15 protein-coding genes are annotated in these 16014 nt (G+C 42.3%); 4 read left to right on the plus strand and 11 right to left on the minus strand.

What is annotated here, in order from left to right; all coding sequences use genetic code 11:
- Positions 1-227: 227 nt before the first annotated feature.
- Together JMX83_RS08525 and JMX83_RS08530 are read right to left on the minus strand one after the other, a co-directional pair.
- Positions 228-1595: an MATE family efflux transporter gene (locus tag JMX83_RS08525; protein ID WP_201600635.1), complete on the minus strand. Its 1368-nt coding sequence runs from the start codon at positions 1593-1595 to the stop codon at positions 228-230.
- A gap of 354 nt (positions 1596-1949) precedes the next feature.
- Entirely contained in the window at positions 1950-2438 is a 489-nt protein-coding gene (locus JMX83_RS08530; RefSeq protein WP_201600638.1) for an EVE domain-containing protein, read from the minus strand.
- A 383-nt stretch (positions 2439-2821) separates the two neighbouring features.
- On the opposite strand from JMX83_RS08530, the gene hemW reads away from it, so the two are divergent.
- A complete protein-coding gene (gene hemW, locus JMX83_RS08535; RefSeq protein ID WP_201600672.1) occupies positions 2822-4087 on the plus strand; it encodes a radical SAM family heme chaperone HemW in 1266 nt (421 codons plus the stop codon).
- 108 nt (positions 4088-4195) lie between these two features.
- Here the strand turns inward: hemW and JMX83_RS08540 are convergent, their stop codons facing one another.
- Positions 4196-4336 (minus strand): entericidin A/B family lipoprotein, encoded by a 141-nt coding sequence (locus JMX83_RS08540; RefSeq protein WP_201600641.1) that lies wholly within the window; start codon positions 4334-4336, stop codon positions 4196-4198.
- Positions 4337-4598: 262 nt separating this feature from the next.
- Here JMX83_RS08540 and JMX83_RS08545 point away from each other — a divergent pair, with 262 nt between their 5' ends.
- The gene (locus tag JMX83_RS08545; RefSeq protein WP_201600643.1) at positions 4599-5159 is read left to right on the plus strand and encodes a tRNA (cytidine(34)-2'-O)-methyltransferase; all 561 of its coding nucleotides are present in this window, start codon (positions 4599-4601) and stop codon (positions 5157-5159) included.
- An 80-nt stretch (positions 5160-5239) separates the two neighbouring features.
- Here the strand turns inward: JMX83_RS08545 and JMX83_RS08550 are convergent, their stop codons facing one another.
- From JMX83_RS08550 to tusD, 4 genes are read right to left on the minus strand one after another with little or no spacing between them, the layout of a single operon-like run.
- The gene (locus JMX83_RS08550; RefSeq protein WP_201600645.1) at positions 5240-5599 is read right to left on the minus strand and encodes a TusE/DsrC/DsvC family sulfur relay protein; all 360 of its coding nucleotides are present in this window, start codon (positions 5597-5599) and stop codon (positions 5240-5242) included.
- Positions 5596-5925, minus strand: a complete 330-nt coding sequence (locus JMX83_RS08555; protein ID WP_201600647.1) for a hypothetical protein — start codon at positions 5923-5925, stop codon at positions 5596-5598. The genes JMX83_RS08550 and JMX83_RS08555 overlap by 4 nt, the downstream gene beginning before the upstream one ends.
- A gap of 53 nt (positions 5926-5978) precedes the next feature.
- On the minus strand, positions 5979-6302 hold the full coding sequence (locus tag JMX83_RS08560) for a hypothetical protein (protein WP_201600649.1): 324 nt from the start codon (positions 6300-6302) through the stop codon (positions 5979-5981).
- A gap of 52 nt (positions 6303-6354) precedes the next feature.
- Positions 6355-6819: a sulfurtransferase complex subunit TusD gene (tusD, locus tag JMX83_RS08565; protein WP_201600651.1), complete on the minus strand. Its 465-nt coding sequence runs from the start codon at positions 6817-6819 to the stop codon at positions 6355-6357.
- A gap of 399 nt (positions 6820-7218) precedes the next feature.
- Here tusD and glnE point away from each other — a divergent pair, with 399 nt between their 5' ends.
- The gene (gene glnE, locus JMX83_RS08570) at positions 7219-10083 is read left to right on the plus strand and encodes a bifunctional [glutamate--ammonia ligase]-adenylyl-L-tyrosine phosphorylase/[glutamate--ammonia-ligase] adenylyltransferase (protein ID WP_201600653.1); all 2865 of its coding nucleotides are present in this window, start codon (positions 7219-7221) and stop codon (positions 10081-10083) included.
- 310 nt (positions 10084-10393) lie between these two features.
- Entirely contained in the window at positions 10394-11323 is a 930-nt protein-coding gene (locus JMX83_RS08575; protein ID WP_102092191.1) for a branched-chain amino acid transaminase, read from the plus strand.
- Between the two features lie 122 nt (positions 11324-11445).
- Here the strand turns inward: JMX83_RS08575 and JMX83_RS08580 are convergent, their stop codons facing one another.
- The 4 genes from JMX83_RS08580 to JMX83_RS08595 form a co-directional block, all read right to left on the minus strand.
- Positions 11446-12381, minus strand: coding sequence for a ChbG/HpnK family deacetylase (locus JMX83_RS08580; RefSeq protein WP_201600656.1), 936 nt, complete (start codon positions 12379-12381; stop codon positions 11446-11448).
- Complete coding sequence (locus tag JMX83_RS08585) at positions 12378-12857, minus strand: GtrA family protein (RefSeq protein ID WP_201600658.1); 480 nt, start codon at positions 12855-12857, stop codon at positions 12378-12380. The genes JMX83_RS08580 and JMX83_RS08585 overlap by 4 nt, the downstream gene beginning before the upstream one ends.
- Before the next feature lie 8 nt (positions 12858-12865).
- Positions 12866-13948: a glycosyltransferase family 2 protein gene (locus JMX83_RS08590; RefSeq protein WP_201600660.1), complete on the minus strand. Its 1083-nt coding sequence runs from the start codon at positions 13946-13948 to the stop codon at positions 12866-12868.
- A 62-nt stretch (positions 13949-14010) separates the two neighbouring features.
- A complete protein-coding gene (locus JMX83_RS08595; RefSeq protein WP_201600662.1) occupies positions 14011-15474 on the minus strand; it encodes a glycosyltransferase family 39 protein in 1464 nt (487 codons plus the stop codon).
- Between the last annotated feature and the right edge of the window lie 540 nt (positions 15475-16014).

Below are 16014 nucleotides of genomic sequence, written 5' to 3' on the forward strand. Positions count from 1 at the left end.
TTGTACTAAATTCGAGAAATAGTGTAACTAAATATTGTCTAATTAGTTGCTAATGATACCTAGATTCAGAGCAATGAGCAATCAATGTACAGTTGTTAACTGAGATTTTTTACATATTTTGACGTAAGCCATGTTTTCAGTAAGAAATCATCTACGATTCATCATAGTCTATGTGACTCAGTATCGCTAGCAATGGTTATGAGATGTGACGTTTTAATCAATCAGTTTCAACCCCATAGCCTTGTTAAACGTCTTTGTTGATAGCGCAGACGAAGGGTCAATAAGATAGAAGATAAGAATAGGCCAGTGATTAATGCCATCCAAAAGCCTTGAGCGCCAACATCAGTGAAACGCACTAAATAGATACCCAGTGGTAGGGCCACTAACCAATAGCAAAAAAGCGTTACCCACATCGGTATGGTGGTGTCTTGCATACCACGTAATATACCAGCGACATTGACCTGCCAGCCATCAAATAACTGATAAGCAAGGGCAAAGATGAGCAAATGCATAGACTCCGCTCTAACCGCTGGATTATCGGTAAATGCTGCTGCCAGCTCTGGTCTAAATAGCCATATGCCAAGCATACAAGTGAGCGCAATCAATACTGTCCAGACAAGTCCAGTGGCTTGTACTTGGCGAAGTGCTAAGAGGTTTTTTTGACCATAACGATTTGAGACCATAATGGTAAGTGCCATCGCGACGGATATCGGTATCATAAATAGCTGTGACGTTACTGATAAAGCCACTTGATGCGACGCTGTTGCAAGCTCTCCTAGCGGACTGATAACAAGAGCGCCCAAACTAAATAAACTGGCCTCAAAAAAGATAGAGACACCGATAGGAATGCCCAGTTTTAACAGTTTTTTGATCTGTGTGCGATTTGGGCTAGTAAAACCATAAAAAAAGCGAGTACTAGCAAACTCTTGTCGCTTAGTAAAGCTGGTATAAATAGCCAACAACAGAACGTTGATCCATAATACCAATGCGGTCGCCACACCGCAGCCTGCGCCGCCCATCTCAGGCATGCCAAATAAACCATGGATAAAAATATAGTTCAGAGGAATATCGGCGAGTAGACCGACAATACTAATAACCGTCACCGGCTCAGGTCGACCAAGCGCTTCGCAATAACTGCGTAACACAGCATAGACAGCCAACGCAGGGAAACCAAAAGACACACCATGCAAATATTGTGTTGCTATAGGCTGAATATTCTCAGGCACACCCATGATGCCAAGGACATTGGGTGCCAAATTGACAACAATAAAACCAATAAGGCCAAGAGCGCCTGCTGTCCACAAGGACTGCTGAGTAATATGAGGAATCTGATGATGCTGGTCTTGACCGACCGCCTCACCAATGAGAGGGGTAGTGGCAATCAATACACCTGTTGCTAACAAAAACAGCGGTAGCCAAATGCCAGATCCAACTGCCACGGCCGCCAAATCAAGCGCAGATACTTGGCCTGCCATAATGGCATCGACAACCCCAAGCGCTGCTTGGCAAAACTGAGTAATCAAGATAGGTAGGGCGAGGACCCCTAAGCGTAAGCTGTAGCTTTTGAAGTCTCTGAAAGATAATGGGAAAACCATGGTAAGCAACTTTTTATTCTTTGCGATAATTGTTATGAAAGTAGTAACGATGAACAAGCAAATATCGTCGTCAATTTAATATTGACACAGTATGAGAAGAGTCGTGCCGACGATGATACTCCGATAAATAATATGAGCAAGCTTATACAGACGGAGTAAGAAAATAAAAGTGAAGGCACTGAAATAAAAATAACCCGTCAATCCAAGCAGTAGATTGACAGGTCATATACACATAAGATGGTAAAGAAGCCAGACTATGATGTCAACGATTTAGAGATACTATGTGAGCATTCATCTTAAGCTTATTTTACCTTGATATTTATAATCAGTAGATTCAGTAGATAGAGGATCGAGCTAATCGGTGTGTTCTGGCAGTAGTTCGAGTGTCTCAGCCATGTCCATAATCGCATGCCAATGTTTGGGCTCTAATGGAATGACCGTTAATTGCTCGCAGCCCTTTCTCAGCAGTAATGAGTCCTCAAGTGCAGGCAAAAATTTCAGCTCTGATAACGGTAACACCTCTGTAAAAGCTTGGTCAAAAGTGAGATCCACCATATACCAGCGTGGCTCTTCCTCGGTTGCAATAGGATCGTAGTGACGATGCTCGGGGTGAAATTGAGTGGGGTCAGGGTAGCCTGCTTGACTGACCGTCATAATACCAGCCACACCAGAGGGTCTTGCGCTAGAATGATAAAAGAATACTTTATCACCGACTTTCATATCATCACGCATAAAGTTGCGAGCACGGTAGTTACGGACGCCATCCCAGCTATCTGTATCCAATCGTTGTAAATCGTGAATACCAAAAAACTTTGGGTTTGATTTCATTAGCCAATAAGCCATATGTCTTATCCTTTGCTTCATTTTTAAATTTAATCTTTAACATTGTCAGGGTGCTTTTTTATTAACCAGCTTTCAAGCGCGCCGCAAATGTAATGGTTATATTCTGAATAAAGCGCTGCGCTTTGGATGCTGTACTGTTAATAGTCTCTTTATATACTGCCTGCAAGTTACCATGGTGAATAGGGGATTTGTACGTGGCTTTATACGTGGCTTTGTTAATAGTTTTACGTTAGTTAGGCTTTTCTTTATATCATCTAGCCGTTATCCTAGCGATACTTTTGATACTGATCATTATTGCCCATTACACAATAAGTTTATTTATGTCCAAAATGAATGCTGATAGCTCGCCAAATAACCTTGATACGTTACAACTCACAGAAAAGATGATAGATACTAGCGTTGTAGAGGTGACGAGCATCCCACTGTCGCTCTATATCCATATCCCATGGTGTGTGAAAAAATGTCCTTACTGCGATTTCAACTCGCATGAGCTTCCTATAGACAGTCAGTTGTCTATGTATGATGATTATGTCGATGCGCTCCTTTTGGATGCGAATATGCAACAGTTATTAGCGCAAGGGCGTCAAATCAGCTCAATATTTATTGGCGGTGGCACACCATCACTATTGCCAATTGCTCAGTATCAGCGACTTTTCTCTGGTTTGCGGTCATGTTTTGAATTTGCAGAGGACATCGAGATTACGATGGAGGCCAATCCAGGGACACTCGAGCATGCGCCATTTGCTCAGTATCTAGAGGTTGGTATCAATCGATTGTCTATCGGCGTACAGAGTTTTGACGCTGATAAGCTCAAAGTGCTTGGACGTATCCATGATCCTTTACAAGCGTTATCAGCGATTCGTGCTGCTAGGGCTGCTGGATTTACGCGAGTCAATGTCGATCTCATGCATGGTCTGCCGCAGCAAACCATGAACGAAGCATTAAATGACATTCAAATGGCGCACGATGCTGGCGCAACGCATATCTCTTGGTATCAATTAACGATTGAGCCCAACACGGTGTTTTATCGTAGCCAGCCTATTTTACCCGATGAAGACAATTTGGCAGATATCGAACAAGCGGGGCAGGCGCTGTTGCAGCAACTGGGGTACAGTAATTATGAGGTGTCTGCATGGGCGGGCGAGTCAGATAAGCCTTGCCGTCACAATATCAGCTATTGGCAGTTTGGCGATTATCTAGCAATAGGTGCTGGTGCACATGGTAAAGTGACGATTGATTGTCACGCAGACGGGGATAGTAAGCTGTCAAAGGAAAGTGATAAATCAGAAAACGATTTGTTAGCAGAATCTGGCATCTATCGTTTTAGCAAATCACGTTTGCCAAAAGATTATGTAGGAGATATAGAGACAGAAAAATCCAAGACCACTCAAAACGTACCAAAAATGGTTGGTTGGCAAGCAATCGATACAGATGAGCTCGTTAGCGAGTTTATGCTAAATGTACTGCGCTTACATGGCGGTGTTGCTTGGGCGTTGTTTGAGCAGAGAACAGGACTGAGGCTCGACAGTATTACTGAACAAATTGACAGTTTGATCAAACAAGGGTTATTAGTGGATAGTGATACGCAGTTGCAACCGACTGTGTTAGGTCAGCGTTATCTCAATCAAATACTGCGTGCTTTTTTATAGCATCTGATAAAGTGTATGTACAGTAACTACTTAAAATAAAGAATCCGTGACCAAAAAAAAGGACTTACAAAATAGTAAGTCCCTCAAAAAATCTAAAACAATCAAACCTTAGATTTTGTTTTGTACTTCTTGTGCGCTACCAGATACAGCATTACCAGCGCTTGATACGTCTTGGCCCAAGCCTTTGAACGTGTTGCAACCAGTTAGAACAAACATAGCAGCTAAAGATGCGATGATTACTTTTTTCATAATAATATCCTCAAAGATAAATGGATGGTTTATAAATAACAACAGTGAGGCTAAACGGCAGGTTTAAGCATCACTGAAGGGGTATTGGATGAGGCAGTCATATATAAATGCTATCTCGCTATCCATTACAGACATCATAGTGAAAGTTAAAAACCCTGCACAGTATCAAAATGTAATTATTGGCAGTAAACTGTAACTTTTAATTACCTATCGCTCATAAATTTAAATAATAGAGCATCGACCATTTGTGGAGTAAACAAGTATGACCATTCATATCGTGTTGGTCGCCCCAAAAATGCCGAGTAATACTGGCAATATTATTCGACTGTGTGCCAACAGCGGCGCGCAGCTGCATTTAGTCAGACCGTTAGGGTTTGAGCTTGATGATAAGAAACTACGCCGCGCAGGCCTTGATTATCATGAATACGCACATTTGCAGGTGCATGATGATTGGACAGCCGCACGGCAGGCGTTGCAAGCAGCTGACTGCTATACTGTCACGGCTTTAACAACCAAACTGAGCAAACCATTCTATGATTATGATTTTGGCGGGCAAGTAGACAGTGAAAAACCTGACAATGAAGCCATACCCAATATCGCGCTGGTATTTGGTTCAGAGACAGCAGGACTGGCAGATAATATCCGTGAAGATATCGGTGCCGATAATTGGTTGAGATTACCCATGTTGGCTGATTCGCGCAGTCTGAATTTATCCAATAGCGTCGCAATATGCTTGTATGAAATATGGCGACAGCAAGGATTTTTGGGTGATGAAGGTCGTAGTATCGGCTATGAGACCTTGACAGTCTACGACCCAAAATAGTGATGTATCAAATGAGCCGATCTATATGACTCATTCATCAGTGCTCACTTGGTAAGCAGCTACAGTTAACAAAGACACTTTTATAGGCAGTTGGGCGGCTTGGGTAGCCCAGCTAGACGGTTGACATGGCGCGCCACCAAACCTGTATTAAATAGCTGCTGTAGCTTTTGGTTGCTGATGTCGTGCTCAGGCAAGGTTTTCTGTAGCCATTTAATCAATGGGCGTGTCGCTGGTGCATGATTAAATTTGATGAAAAACGCGCGCACTTGCTGCAAGATTTGTAAGTGCTCACTCGTTAGGCTGACATCTAGTGTGTCTGCTAGTTGTTGTGCGATATCAGGTGTCCAAATTGTATGGTCACACAGATGCCCATCTTGATCTAATGCAATATCGGTCGATGCTGTGGCAGTATGAGTTGTCGTAGAGGTATGAGTCGTCATAAGGCAATCGTCACCACTTTATCAAACTGGCTATCCTGAGATAGGCTAATCCATTCTTCATCCGTTAAAATACCAGTCAATTTGCTCTCTAAATTTAGCTTGCCAGTGGTATTGGCCGTCAGCTGTGCTATATCATCGGCTAATGCATAAATACCTGCAATACCATCTATTTCACTATCATTCAAATAGGCATTGAGCCAGTCGATAAAAGCGGCTGTGGTACCAAGTAGGATAATACTGTCGCCAGTGCGCCAAGTGCGAGACATCTCTTCAGCACTGCGCCTGAGGGTATCCATCGTGCTGTGTAATTGATATAAAGTTGCCATAACTGTGTCCAAGTGTGTGCTTTATTATTTTATAAGTTTGATTATATTGCCAATTAAAAAGTTAAAATCTGCTCAAAATCTTGCGAGCGGATTATTTCTGGCACCAGCATGAGCTGTGAAGTCAGATCTACTGGCAGCATCCCAATCACCCAACCGCTAAAGACATCATCAGGTAGCCAAGCCGCTGGCATGTCGTAAAGATCAAGCGACTGAATCATACCGTGCAAACGTGACTCAGGCTGCATCAATAAGCCAAAAACAGGTGCATCCAAGTACAGCTGCACTTCATGACCGAATGTCGCTAATGTCAGTGCCAATGCACAGCCTTCATAACTTGCTGCTTCGGTGGGTGTATGCAGCTGGATTAATAATCTCATCATGTATTCCTAAATATATTTGTCGCAGGCTAATGTCGTAATAGATGCGCTATCAAAACTGTATTAAGCGGCAGCCATCCTGCATCATCAGAGCGAGCTCACTGAGTCCCACCAACGTAAACCCGGCCGCCAGATTGTCACCATCAAGCTGATGGCGGGTACTGTTATCCGCGTCACTCACACCGCGGCTAAGAGCTGTGCTGACACAAACAGGCAGTGGTAACTGATATTGTTCAGCCAACATTTGCCATTCTTTGGTCAAATTCATTTGATCAGCGGACTGCCAGCGTAGCCGATTCGCCAGATGCGCCGAATCCCCATAAAAAAAGACATTGAGCAACGCCGATTTGGTGTTAGGATTGTCGATGTCTTCTTTGTTGACGATATCGTCTGCATTACTATCGATATTATGATCAGCCGATGCGCTCTTAAGATACGCGCGCGCATAGCGTAATGCTAAATGCGCTAATGGGTGACTAGGATCAGCGGTAATGAGTAGTAGCGGGGTAGTAGTCATAGGGGGCAGTATCACATATTATAAATAAGCGTTTAAAGAGTGTTATAAGGATGAGACAGTATTATTGAAAGGCTATAAATGTTTTGTGTAAAGCAATCTAATCGATTTATAGTCGAGCTTTAATATTGCTTAATACCATTGAGCCAAAATGCTATTTTTATTGAGTATAAAGGTGCGCTGCAATGAGGCTATCTCAAAGCATTTTGATTAAAGACGTTTATGCTACCATAAAGCGGCTCAAAGCAAATAGAGTCACTGTTACTAAACAGGGCTTTATGTTTTGTAATGATATATTGAGTATGTTCATCTGATGCTGTGACTGTCTCGTAAGAAAAAACAATAAACTTATGAGCTTGGTTCACGTAGTCTTACCATTCTATGTAAGGAGTTTTTGTCACTATGTTACCTGCTATGCCCTCACGTATGAACAGTGGTACAGATTATCAGCCGACAGCAGAGCAACTGCAAGTACTGCAAACAGCCAGTGAGTTTGCTTATCAAATTTGGGAGAGCCGAACGGTTTCCTGCCAAACGTTTTTGCGTAGCTACCCACTGAACAGTACGCTGACTCGTCAGCAAATCGATGATCTGATACAAGATTATACGCTAGATGAAAACTATCAACTCGCTGATGAAACGAAAGTCATGAGTGGCTTACGTAATTTGCGTAAGCTATTAATGATGCGCTGGATTTGGCAAGATGCTTTGCAGATGATTAGTCTTGAGCAATTGACTGATGAGCTATCAGAGTTTGCAGGCGGTTGTATCTCCTTTGCCAAAGACTATACCTATCAGCATTTGATTGCTAAATATGGTGAGCCAACCTTTATCAATGAACAAGGCAACGTGCAGATCGATGATATGGCCATCATGGCCATGGGTAAGCTTGGTGCTCAGGAACTGAATTTATCGAGTGATATTGACCTGATATTTGTACATCAAGCGCGCGGCGAAACCAATGGTGACAAGGCAAAGGGCACGCGTAGCATAGACAATAAACGTTTTATGACTCGTCTTGGTCAAGGGATTATTAAGCTGCTTGATAATAAAACGGCTGACGGTTTTGTCTTTCGGGTTGATATGCGCTTGCGTCCATGGGGAGATGGCAGTGATTTGGCCATCCATCTCTCAGCGTTACAGAAGTATTTTGCGTTGCATGGACGCGCGTGGGAGCGTTTTGCTTGGCTAAAAGCACGAGTCGTTGGGCAGATAGATCAGCCATTTTATGATGCCATTCAGGCGCTAATCAAGCCATTTGTCTTTCGCTATTATGTGGATTATAGTGCGTTTTCAGCACTCAGAGAAATGAAGTCTCTCATTCAAAATCAAGTTGCACAGCGTGAAGATCTAGACAATATTAAGCTTGGCGCAGGCGGTATCAGAGATATTGAGTTTATTGTACAAGCGTTTCAGCTAATTTACGGAGGTCGGCATCCTCAGCTACAAGTAAAGCCTTGTTTGGAGGCGATGCAAGTGTTGCGTGAGCTTGGATATCTAGAGCAGATTACCTATGATAATCTACAAGCCGCGTATCGGTTTTTGCGTCGACTTGAGCATGCGATTCAAGCCATTAACGATCAGCAAACCCAAAGACTGCCGCATGATGCTCATTGGCAGCATAATCTAGCAGTGACGCTTGGGTTTAATGATTGGCAGGCATTACTGACCCAGCTAAATGCTCATCGAGACAATGTTAATGTGCCATTTGAACGTATGGTGACAGAGCGTCAAGTACCTGACAATGATGATACCGATCTAGAGCCTGAGCATTTAGAAGCGCAAATTGCTCGTCTGAACGAGGTGCTAACAGAAGAAAATCGCGAGTCATTGCAGAATTTCTGGCAATCAAAGATGGTCGCCAACCTCAGCGAGGAGGCCCGAGAGCGCTTAGATGACGCATATCCTGTTATTGTCCACGCGCTATTAGCTCATCAAGAGCAGCAAAAACTTGCCAATGCTGCCTTACCGCGATTGATTGCATTGCTTGAAGCCATTTGCCGACGCTCAATTTACTTGGTCATGATTGCAGAAAACCCCAATGCAACGATTGAGCTGATTCCGATGCTATCAGCCAGTCCTTGGATTGCAAAAGAGTTGGCACAATACCCTGTATTGTTAGATACCTTTTTACAGCAACACTATCGCCACCTGCCAGATAAGCCTGAGCTGCGTGATATTTTGCGCCAACAACTATTGCGTGTCGAACCCAATGACGAAGAAGAGCTGCTAAGCGTATTGCGACTGTTCAAGAAAAACCAAGTATTGGCTGTGGCTGCCAGTGATGTGTTGGCTGAGCGCCCGATCATGAAAGTATCAGACTCATTGACCTATATTGCTGAAGTGGTACTAGAAGCCGCACTAGAGCGTGCGTTTGCAGAGATCGTCAACCGCTATGGCTATCCGATTGGTCAAGATGGTGATCCAGTGACTGAAGCGGAATGTGGCTTTGCAATTATCGGTTATGGCAAGCTTGGTGGACTAGAGCTCTCGTACTCTTCCGACTTGGATTTGGTATTCTTGCATAAGATAAAAGAGCAGGGCATGACCACTGGTGAGAAATCGGTGAGTGGAATGAAGTTTGCCGCGCGTCTTGTACAAAAGCTGATGAACTATCTCAATACCCAAACGCGAGATGGTAGAGCATATGAGATTGACATGCGTCTGCGTCCGTCGGGCAACGCTGGCATGATGGTGGTGTCTTGTCATGCCTTTGAAACCTATCAAATGGACAAAGCGTGGTCATGGGAGCATCAGGCATTGGTGCGTGCTCGGGCGATTTGTGGTGACAGACGAGTGACTGCACGCTTTTGTGACATTCGCCGAGATGTGCTGGCGCTGCCGCGGACGTTAGAGCAAGTACGCTCTGAGGTCACTAGTATGCGTATCAAAATGCAGAAGCACTTGGGCACCAGCCAGTGGCAACAGCAATCGGGCAAGTTTCAACTCAAACAAGATGCAGGCGGTATTGTAGACATTGAATTCTTAGCACAGTTTGCGGTATTGGCCTATTCACATGAGTATCTAAGCTTGACCAAATGGAGCGATAATGTCCGTATTTTTGAAGAAGTTGCTCTGCTTGGCATATGGCAAGAGCAAGTCTGTCAAGAGTTGACCGATGCCTATCTGAGAATACGTGCTGCTACCCATCAACTGGCACTATCAGAGCAGTCATTATTGGTCGATGAATCGCTCTGGCAGGAGACGCGCGCACTGGTACAAGCGCAGTGGCAGCATCTAATGGGCGTAGAATCTAACGAAGAATAATCGTAAGATTTGTTTTTATTAAGGCCTTGCTGATAACCAAAGAGACGCTTAAACTGTAAGGCTTTATGATAATTAAAAAGCGTAATTAAAAACTATATGGTCTCAAACCAAAAGATTTCATTTGCCAATACGGCCAGTGATATAATCGATCACACATCATCTTAATACTGTTAGCTGTTCGTCATAATGAAGCTGTGCTTTAAGCAATAAAAATGGGCACTGCGGTGTTATCATACGATGTTGATCACTACTGTTAAATAAAACCTACCTAAAAAAAGTTAGACGTCAGTGCTAGCATAAGGATTATAAAATGAATATGGCAACACAAGATGGTAAGCTTTGGATGAATGGCACGATGATCGAACAGCCAGATGCTAAAGTTCATGTGCTTACCCATAGCTTGCATTATGGCATGGCTGTGTTTGAAGGCGTGCGTGCTTACCAAACCGCTGATAACCGCACGGCTATTTTTCGCCTAAAGGAACACACTGAACGTCTACTTGGTTCGGCAAAAATCTTTCAAATGGACGTACCGTTTGATGCGGCCACTCTAGAGCAAGCACATAAAGATGTGGTAAAGCAAAACAACTTGGCAGAAGCCTATATTCGTCCGCTTATTTGGGTAGGTGCAGAAAAGCTTGGCTTATCTTCACGTGACAATAGCATCAATGCTATGGTTGCTGCATGGCACTGGGGTGCATATCTTGGTGAGGAAGGTATCAAAAATGGTATCCGTGTAAAAACCTCTTCATTTACGCATCATATGCCAAATGTCACTATGTGTAAGGCAAAAGCTTCAAGCAACTATCCTGTGTCTATCATGGCCAACCAAGAAGTCACTCGTAATGGTTATGACGAAGCTATCTTGATGGATCCGCAAGGGTATGTGTGTCAAGGTGCTGGCGAGAACTTATTCTTGGTAAAAGATGGCGTGCTACATACGCCAGATTTAGCGGGCGGTGCACTTGATGGTATCACTCGTCGTACTATCCTTCAGTTCGCGGCTGATCTAGATATCAAAGTCGTTGAACGCCGTATCACTCGTGATGAGTTCTACTTAGCAGACGAGATATTTATGACAGGTACCGCTGCTGAAGTGACACCTATCCGCGAATACGATGATCGTACTATCGGGAATGGCGGCCGAGGACCATTGACTGAGAAACTCCAAACCCTATACTTTGATGTGGTTCATGGTCGTAACGAGCAATATATGGATTGGTTAAGCTTTATTGATTGATTTTAAAACTGCATTTTATTTTTAAAACTATATTGTATGAACAAAAAAGCTAAGGCTGTTTTAAGTCTTAGCTTTTTTTATTTCTATTATCTGGCTGCTCTTATTCTAGGTTTAGTAAGTTATTACAAGCTCAATAAGCTAATATCTGACCATCGTAGTAATCTCACATTATATTTATCCAATAAATCTTTGAACCCATCACTTATTAACCACTTATACTCAATATCTCGAGCAGCTTTAATTTCATCTTCCCAGCTATTGCACCCATTTTCAGGGACAGCAGGATGACACATAATTAAAGTAGGGGATACATTAGCAAGTGTTCTTGGTCGTTTGGCATGTGATGTGATTTGTTCTGAAAGTAAGCCAGCATTGTGCGGTACACTCTGCAGCCATTGCTCCCATAAGCTAGCTAATTGTAGACTATCAGTATCAAAACTATACACCCCACCGAATTTATCATTCGTTTTAATGTGATTGTGTTCACAGGAGTGACGCCATGCATAGCCGCCCAATGCATAGATTATCCAAGATTTGATATCGTTGATAAGTGGTGTGGTGACACGTGCGCTAAGGGTGCCTTTTGATATCTCATCACGATAACGATTTGTCAGTTCTTTAATCAGACAGTGACGAATAATTGGAAACTGATGAATATGTTGATGCCCGTCAATGAATAGGGGTGCATGTCCAAAGCGATCTTCAAACCCATCCAATTGCTGTTTAATAATATCAGTTACTTGCATATGATTGAGGCGACGTAAATAGCTTGCAACGATGATGGACTTTAATGAACCACGCAGGGCCGAGGGGAATATTCCTGTTAAATCTAAATGTAAGCCGACATCTACATTAAGCTTTCTAAGTTGGTTGATGTCGCCATCTGTAATCGTACCGCCAACCATATAGCTACTAGCACCAATACGACCAAGCTCGCTAAGGTGAATAACTGCATCATTTACTGCTGTAGACAACCCTAAATCATCAACATTGATAATAATAGGGCGTGCATCACCGGTTGGCGACGATGATTGTTTTTGATAATTAGGATGGCTCATGATTTAAACGCCCAAAACTTGCCCAATGCAAAGGTCATCACCGTAATAGCGCCAGTGACTAGTAACCATATCAGCATATAATATTGCTCACCAAACCAACGTAAACCCAGTACAAACAAGCTCTGATTGGCGATAAAGCCGGCTGTTGAACTACTAAACCATTTGATTAGTGCGGATAGATACTTACTTCTATGATTCGTGCCAATGCTTTTAATACTGTTTCTTTTGAAAGAAGAGCTACTATAATTACTGTTATGTGAGCGATGTGATGGCTTAAATGTGAGGTAAAAGTGCCCAAAAAAACTCACGACAAAAGCGATAAGAAAAGCTCCCACATTTGCCCAAGCTGGCGTGATGGTAGTGAAGTTGACAATACTCACCAGTACTAAAAAATGCATCAAAGCTGCGCTGGCACCGACTGCTAAAAACCAAAGTGTTTGCACAAAGCCTAAGTTTTTCTCTACTGCATCATTCATGAGTTTGTTTATCCATCATTTTTATCTATCGTAGCTTGTGAGTCATCGTTAGGATATTGAGGGTGCACAGTAGAAGGTTTACTTTCAATTACTTCATCGATTAAATATAGTGGGCGCTGTTTGACTTCTTCATACAGCCTACCGACATATTCGCCAATCACACCAATACAAACCAGTTGTATACCAGTGGAGAACATAATTCCTGCAGCAACAGTTGCCCAGCCTGCGACATCACTACCAAATATTAAAGTATCTATCACAATATATAAGCCGTATAAAAAGGCTAAAGCAGAGACAATAAAACCCATACGTGATATTAAGCGTAAGGGTCGTTGCGAGAATGAGGTAATGCCCACAAGTGCTAATTCAAACAGGCTGCCGTAGTTAAATTTACTTTCACCAGTATCACGATTGGCAGCGGTAAAAGGTAAGTAGACCGTATTAAAACCAACCCAAGCGTACAAGCCTTTCATAAAGCGTTGGCGCTCTGGTAGTGAGCGTAAAGCATTTAGCACCTTGCGGTTCATCACTCGAAAGTCACCAGCATTAGGTCGTATTTCGTAGCGCTGGCTGTCTTGTATAAAGTGATAGAAGCTGCTCTTTAACGTTTTTGCCAGTCTGCTCTCATGAGGACGATTGGCCTGAATGCCTGCAACCATATCAATGTCGGATTGCTCAATCATCGTTAGCATTTGTGCTAGGACTGATAATGGGTGCTGACCATCAGCATCGATCATAGCGACCATATCCCCTTCTGCTGCTGATAGGCCAGCACTGAGCGCAGGCTCTTTACCAAAATTACGTGATAAACGTATGATTTTTAATTCTGTGTTTGATGGAAGATTGGCTATCAGACGTGTAACCACATCAACGGAGTGATCGCGGCTACCGTCATCGACGATAATAATTTCACAAGTCGCTATTATTATTTCACTGCTCTTTGCTTTCGAAGATGTGTCTACTATTGGAACACTTAGTGTCTGGGTAAATGAAAAGACTTCTGGTAAAAAAGCCTTTAAAGCATCAGCATCATTATATGTAGGTATGATAATAGATAAATAAGGGCGAGCTTGTGATGGATGATATGACATAAAAAACTCAATTATTTAATTCGACAATAATGATCGTTAAATAGCAATATATAGGTAATGCATTATTTGGGCTGATGGAAGCAATGACTTGGAACGTAAGCTATCCAGTTTATTAACAGAGGCTGCTCTATCTTGTCGTCACGCCACTCAATTTGCCATTGACCTTGTTTTTTGACCAAAGCATTTACATTGGTATGATTGCTAGTTAGTTCAGTGGCTGTAATAACGCTGACATCATCAAGCAAAGGTAGTACGATATCTTCTGTCCCTTCTTGCCACATTACTAACGTACCATTCTCTTGAAGGCGCTCGATACTCATCCAAGGCGAAAGGTTCGCGGGTCCTGAGATCATTTGTGATGGAAAACCGCTATTCATCGCCACCAATGAGCCAAGCCAGCGATCACCTGAGACACTATCAAGATTACAGCTACTCACGGTCTGCCATGTGTCTTGCGCTTGAGTGGATAAAGCCTGTTCAGGCCATTGCATACGAGAAGGTTTATGACGAATCTTATCGCCAAGACCCACATATACCACCATCAATACAGTAACAAGAGATAACCAAATAATTAGAGCTTTACGTAGCTTGGTTATTGTTAATAAATGAGTAGTAGAGGCTATCAAAGAGGCTGCGAGCATCCCTGACAACGCCCACATCGGCATACCCCACATATCACGTAAACCAATTCCGAATACTAAGTTTAAAGTAATTAGCACTACTATGGGAGATAACCACATATACCATAGCAACGATGCGCCATTTGGCAAATGATTTTTATAACTATGAACACTCGTTAAATGTTTGCGATTGAAAGCGAGCATAACTAATAGCGGGATATGAGCGACAAACTGAGCAGTTATAAATGCTATCCAACCAAAGTGTCGTTGGATTTTATAGGCACCAGCAGCAGCTTCTTGTGAGCGTCCACTGGCATAACTCAGCGGTAGCCAATCATGAGTTGTTAGCCAATACAAATGAGGGGCAAAAATTGCCAGCATGACAAAAGCCGCTATCCACGGTTTTGGCTGCTTTAATAATGACCATTGTTTCGGAAGTATTAAGTATACAGCCATTGGTATCAGTAGAAAAATCACAGTGTACTTAGTCAGCATACCTAGTCCGCCGAGAATACCGAGCAACACCCAGTCTCTGAAACGATTTTGAGTCAGAGACTGATGAAATGCTAAATATAGACCTGCCCAGATAGGAAACTGAGCGACATTGTGATTGAACTCAAGGCTAGGGTAGCTATAATAAATAACAGCCAAGGTTAATAAACTACCTATCAAAGCAACTGTGGTTGACCATATTTTTTTACCTAACTGATAAATGAGGATTAAGGTAAGTAAAATATATAATTGACTGAGTAAGTAGGGACCCACATGTCCAAACAGCTGATAAAAACTATATAATATCCATGATGATAGTGGTGGATGTTTATAGTATCCCCATTGCCATTCGCTGCCCCAATTGATACCTTCGCTTACATCCAAAGGTACACTGCTAGAAAGAAATGCAGGCACTATGCTCCATATTATGAAATATAAGCATAGAAATACAAAAAATGACTGCCATTTTTTTGAAAGATTCTGTGATTCGTTAGAAGCAAGCATGGATAAGCTCTTAATTATAGTCTTATAGGAACATTTGTATTTTGGTTATTAATAACCAAGCCACTGCTAGAAAGGTGTATTGTAATCACTTATTATTATTATTGCGAACTTACGTTTTTAGTGTCGTATAGACATCTGATATTTTTTCGTTAAATTGTATCAATTGTTGATAGTTACCTACGCAGGAATATTAATTTGATAATTAAAAAATTATTGACTTTATTTTACTGGGAGCAAGGTTATAATGCGAATTAGTTTTTTCACTTAAATTTTCTATAGCGAACCTACTATAAAAGTATCCAGGTTCGTAAGATTTCTGATACTATAGTTAAATCTTTATAAAATCGATACAGCCCATATCATGAAACAGTTTAGGTAGATTATTCTCCATCCACCCTTGGCGTAGAAATTTAGCCTGTGCCCACTTTTTCTCAATAGGGTTCAGATCAG

It is taken from the genome of Psychrobacter piscatorii, assembly GCF_904846415.1.
Lineage (GTDB): Bacteria > Pseudomonadota > Gammaproteobacteria > Pseudomonadales > Moraxellaceae > Psychrobacter > Psychrobacter piscatorii.

Bases quoted from the DNA above. Each gene is read 5' to 3' on its own strand.
- JMX83_RS08525 (WP_201600635.1), bottom strand. From the start codon at position 1,595: ATGGTTTTCCCATTATCTTTCAGAGACTTCAAAAGCTACAGCTTACGC.
- JMX83_RS08530 (WP_201600638.1), bottom strand. From the start codon at position 2,438: ATGGCTTATTGGCTAATGAAATCAAACCCAAAGTTTTTTGGTATTCAC.
- hemW (WP_201600672.1), top strand. From the start codon at position 2,822: ATGATAGATACTAGCGTTGTAGAGGTGACGAGCATCCCACTGTCGCTC.
- JMX83_RS08540 (WP_201600641.1), bottom strand. From the start codon at position 4,336: ATGAAAAAAGTAATCATCGCATCTTTAGCTGCTATGTTTGTTCTAACT.
- JMX83_RS08545 (WP_201600643.1), top strand. From the start codon at position 4,599: ATGACCATTCATATCGTGTTGGTCGCCCCAAAAATGCCGAGTAATACT.
- JMX83_RS08550 (WP_201600645.1), bottom strand. From the start codon at position 5,599: ATGACGACTCATACCTCTACGACAACTCATACTGCCACAGCATCGACC.
- JMX83_RS08555 (WP_201600647.1), bottom strand. From the start codon at position 5,925: ATGGCAACTTTATATCAATTACACAGCACGATGGATACCCTCAGGCGC.
- JMX83_RS08560 (WP_201600649.1), bottom strand. From the start codon at position 6,302: ATGAGATTATTAATCCAGCTGCATACACCCACCGAAGCAGCAAGTTAT.
- tusD (WP_201600651.1), bottom strand. From the start codon at position 6,819: ATGACTACTACCCCGCTACTACTCATTACCGCTGATCCTAGTCACCCA.
- glnE (WP_201600653.1), top strand. From the start codon at position 7,219: ATGTTACCTGCTATGCCCTCACGTATGAACAGTGGTACAGATTATCAG.
- JMX83_RS08575 (WP_102092191.1), top strand. From the start codon at position 10,394: ATGAATATGGCAACACAAGATGGTAAGCTTTGGATGAATGGCACGATG.
- JMX83_RS08580 (WP_201600656.1), bottom strand. From the start codon at position 12,381: ATGAGCCATCCTAATTATCAAAAACAATCATCGTCGCCAACCGGTGAT.
- JMX83_RS08585 (WP_201600658.1), bottom strand. From the start codon at position 12,857: ATGAATGATGCAGTAGAGAAAAACTTAGGCTTTGTGCAAACACTTTGG.
- JMX83_RS08590 (WP_201600660.1), bottom strand. From the start codon at position 13,948: ATGTCATATCATCCATCACAAGCTCGCCCTTATTTATCTATTATCATA.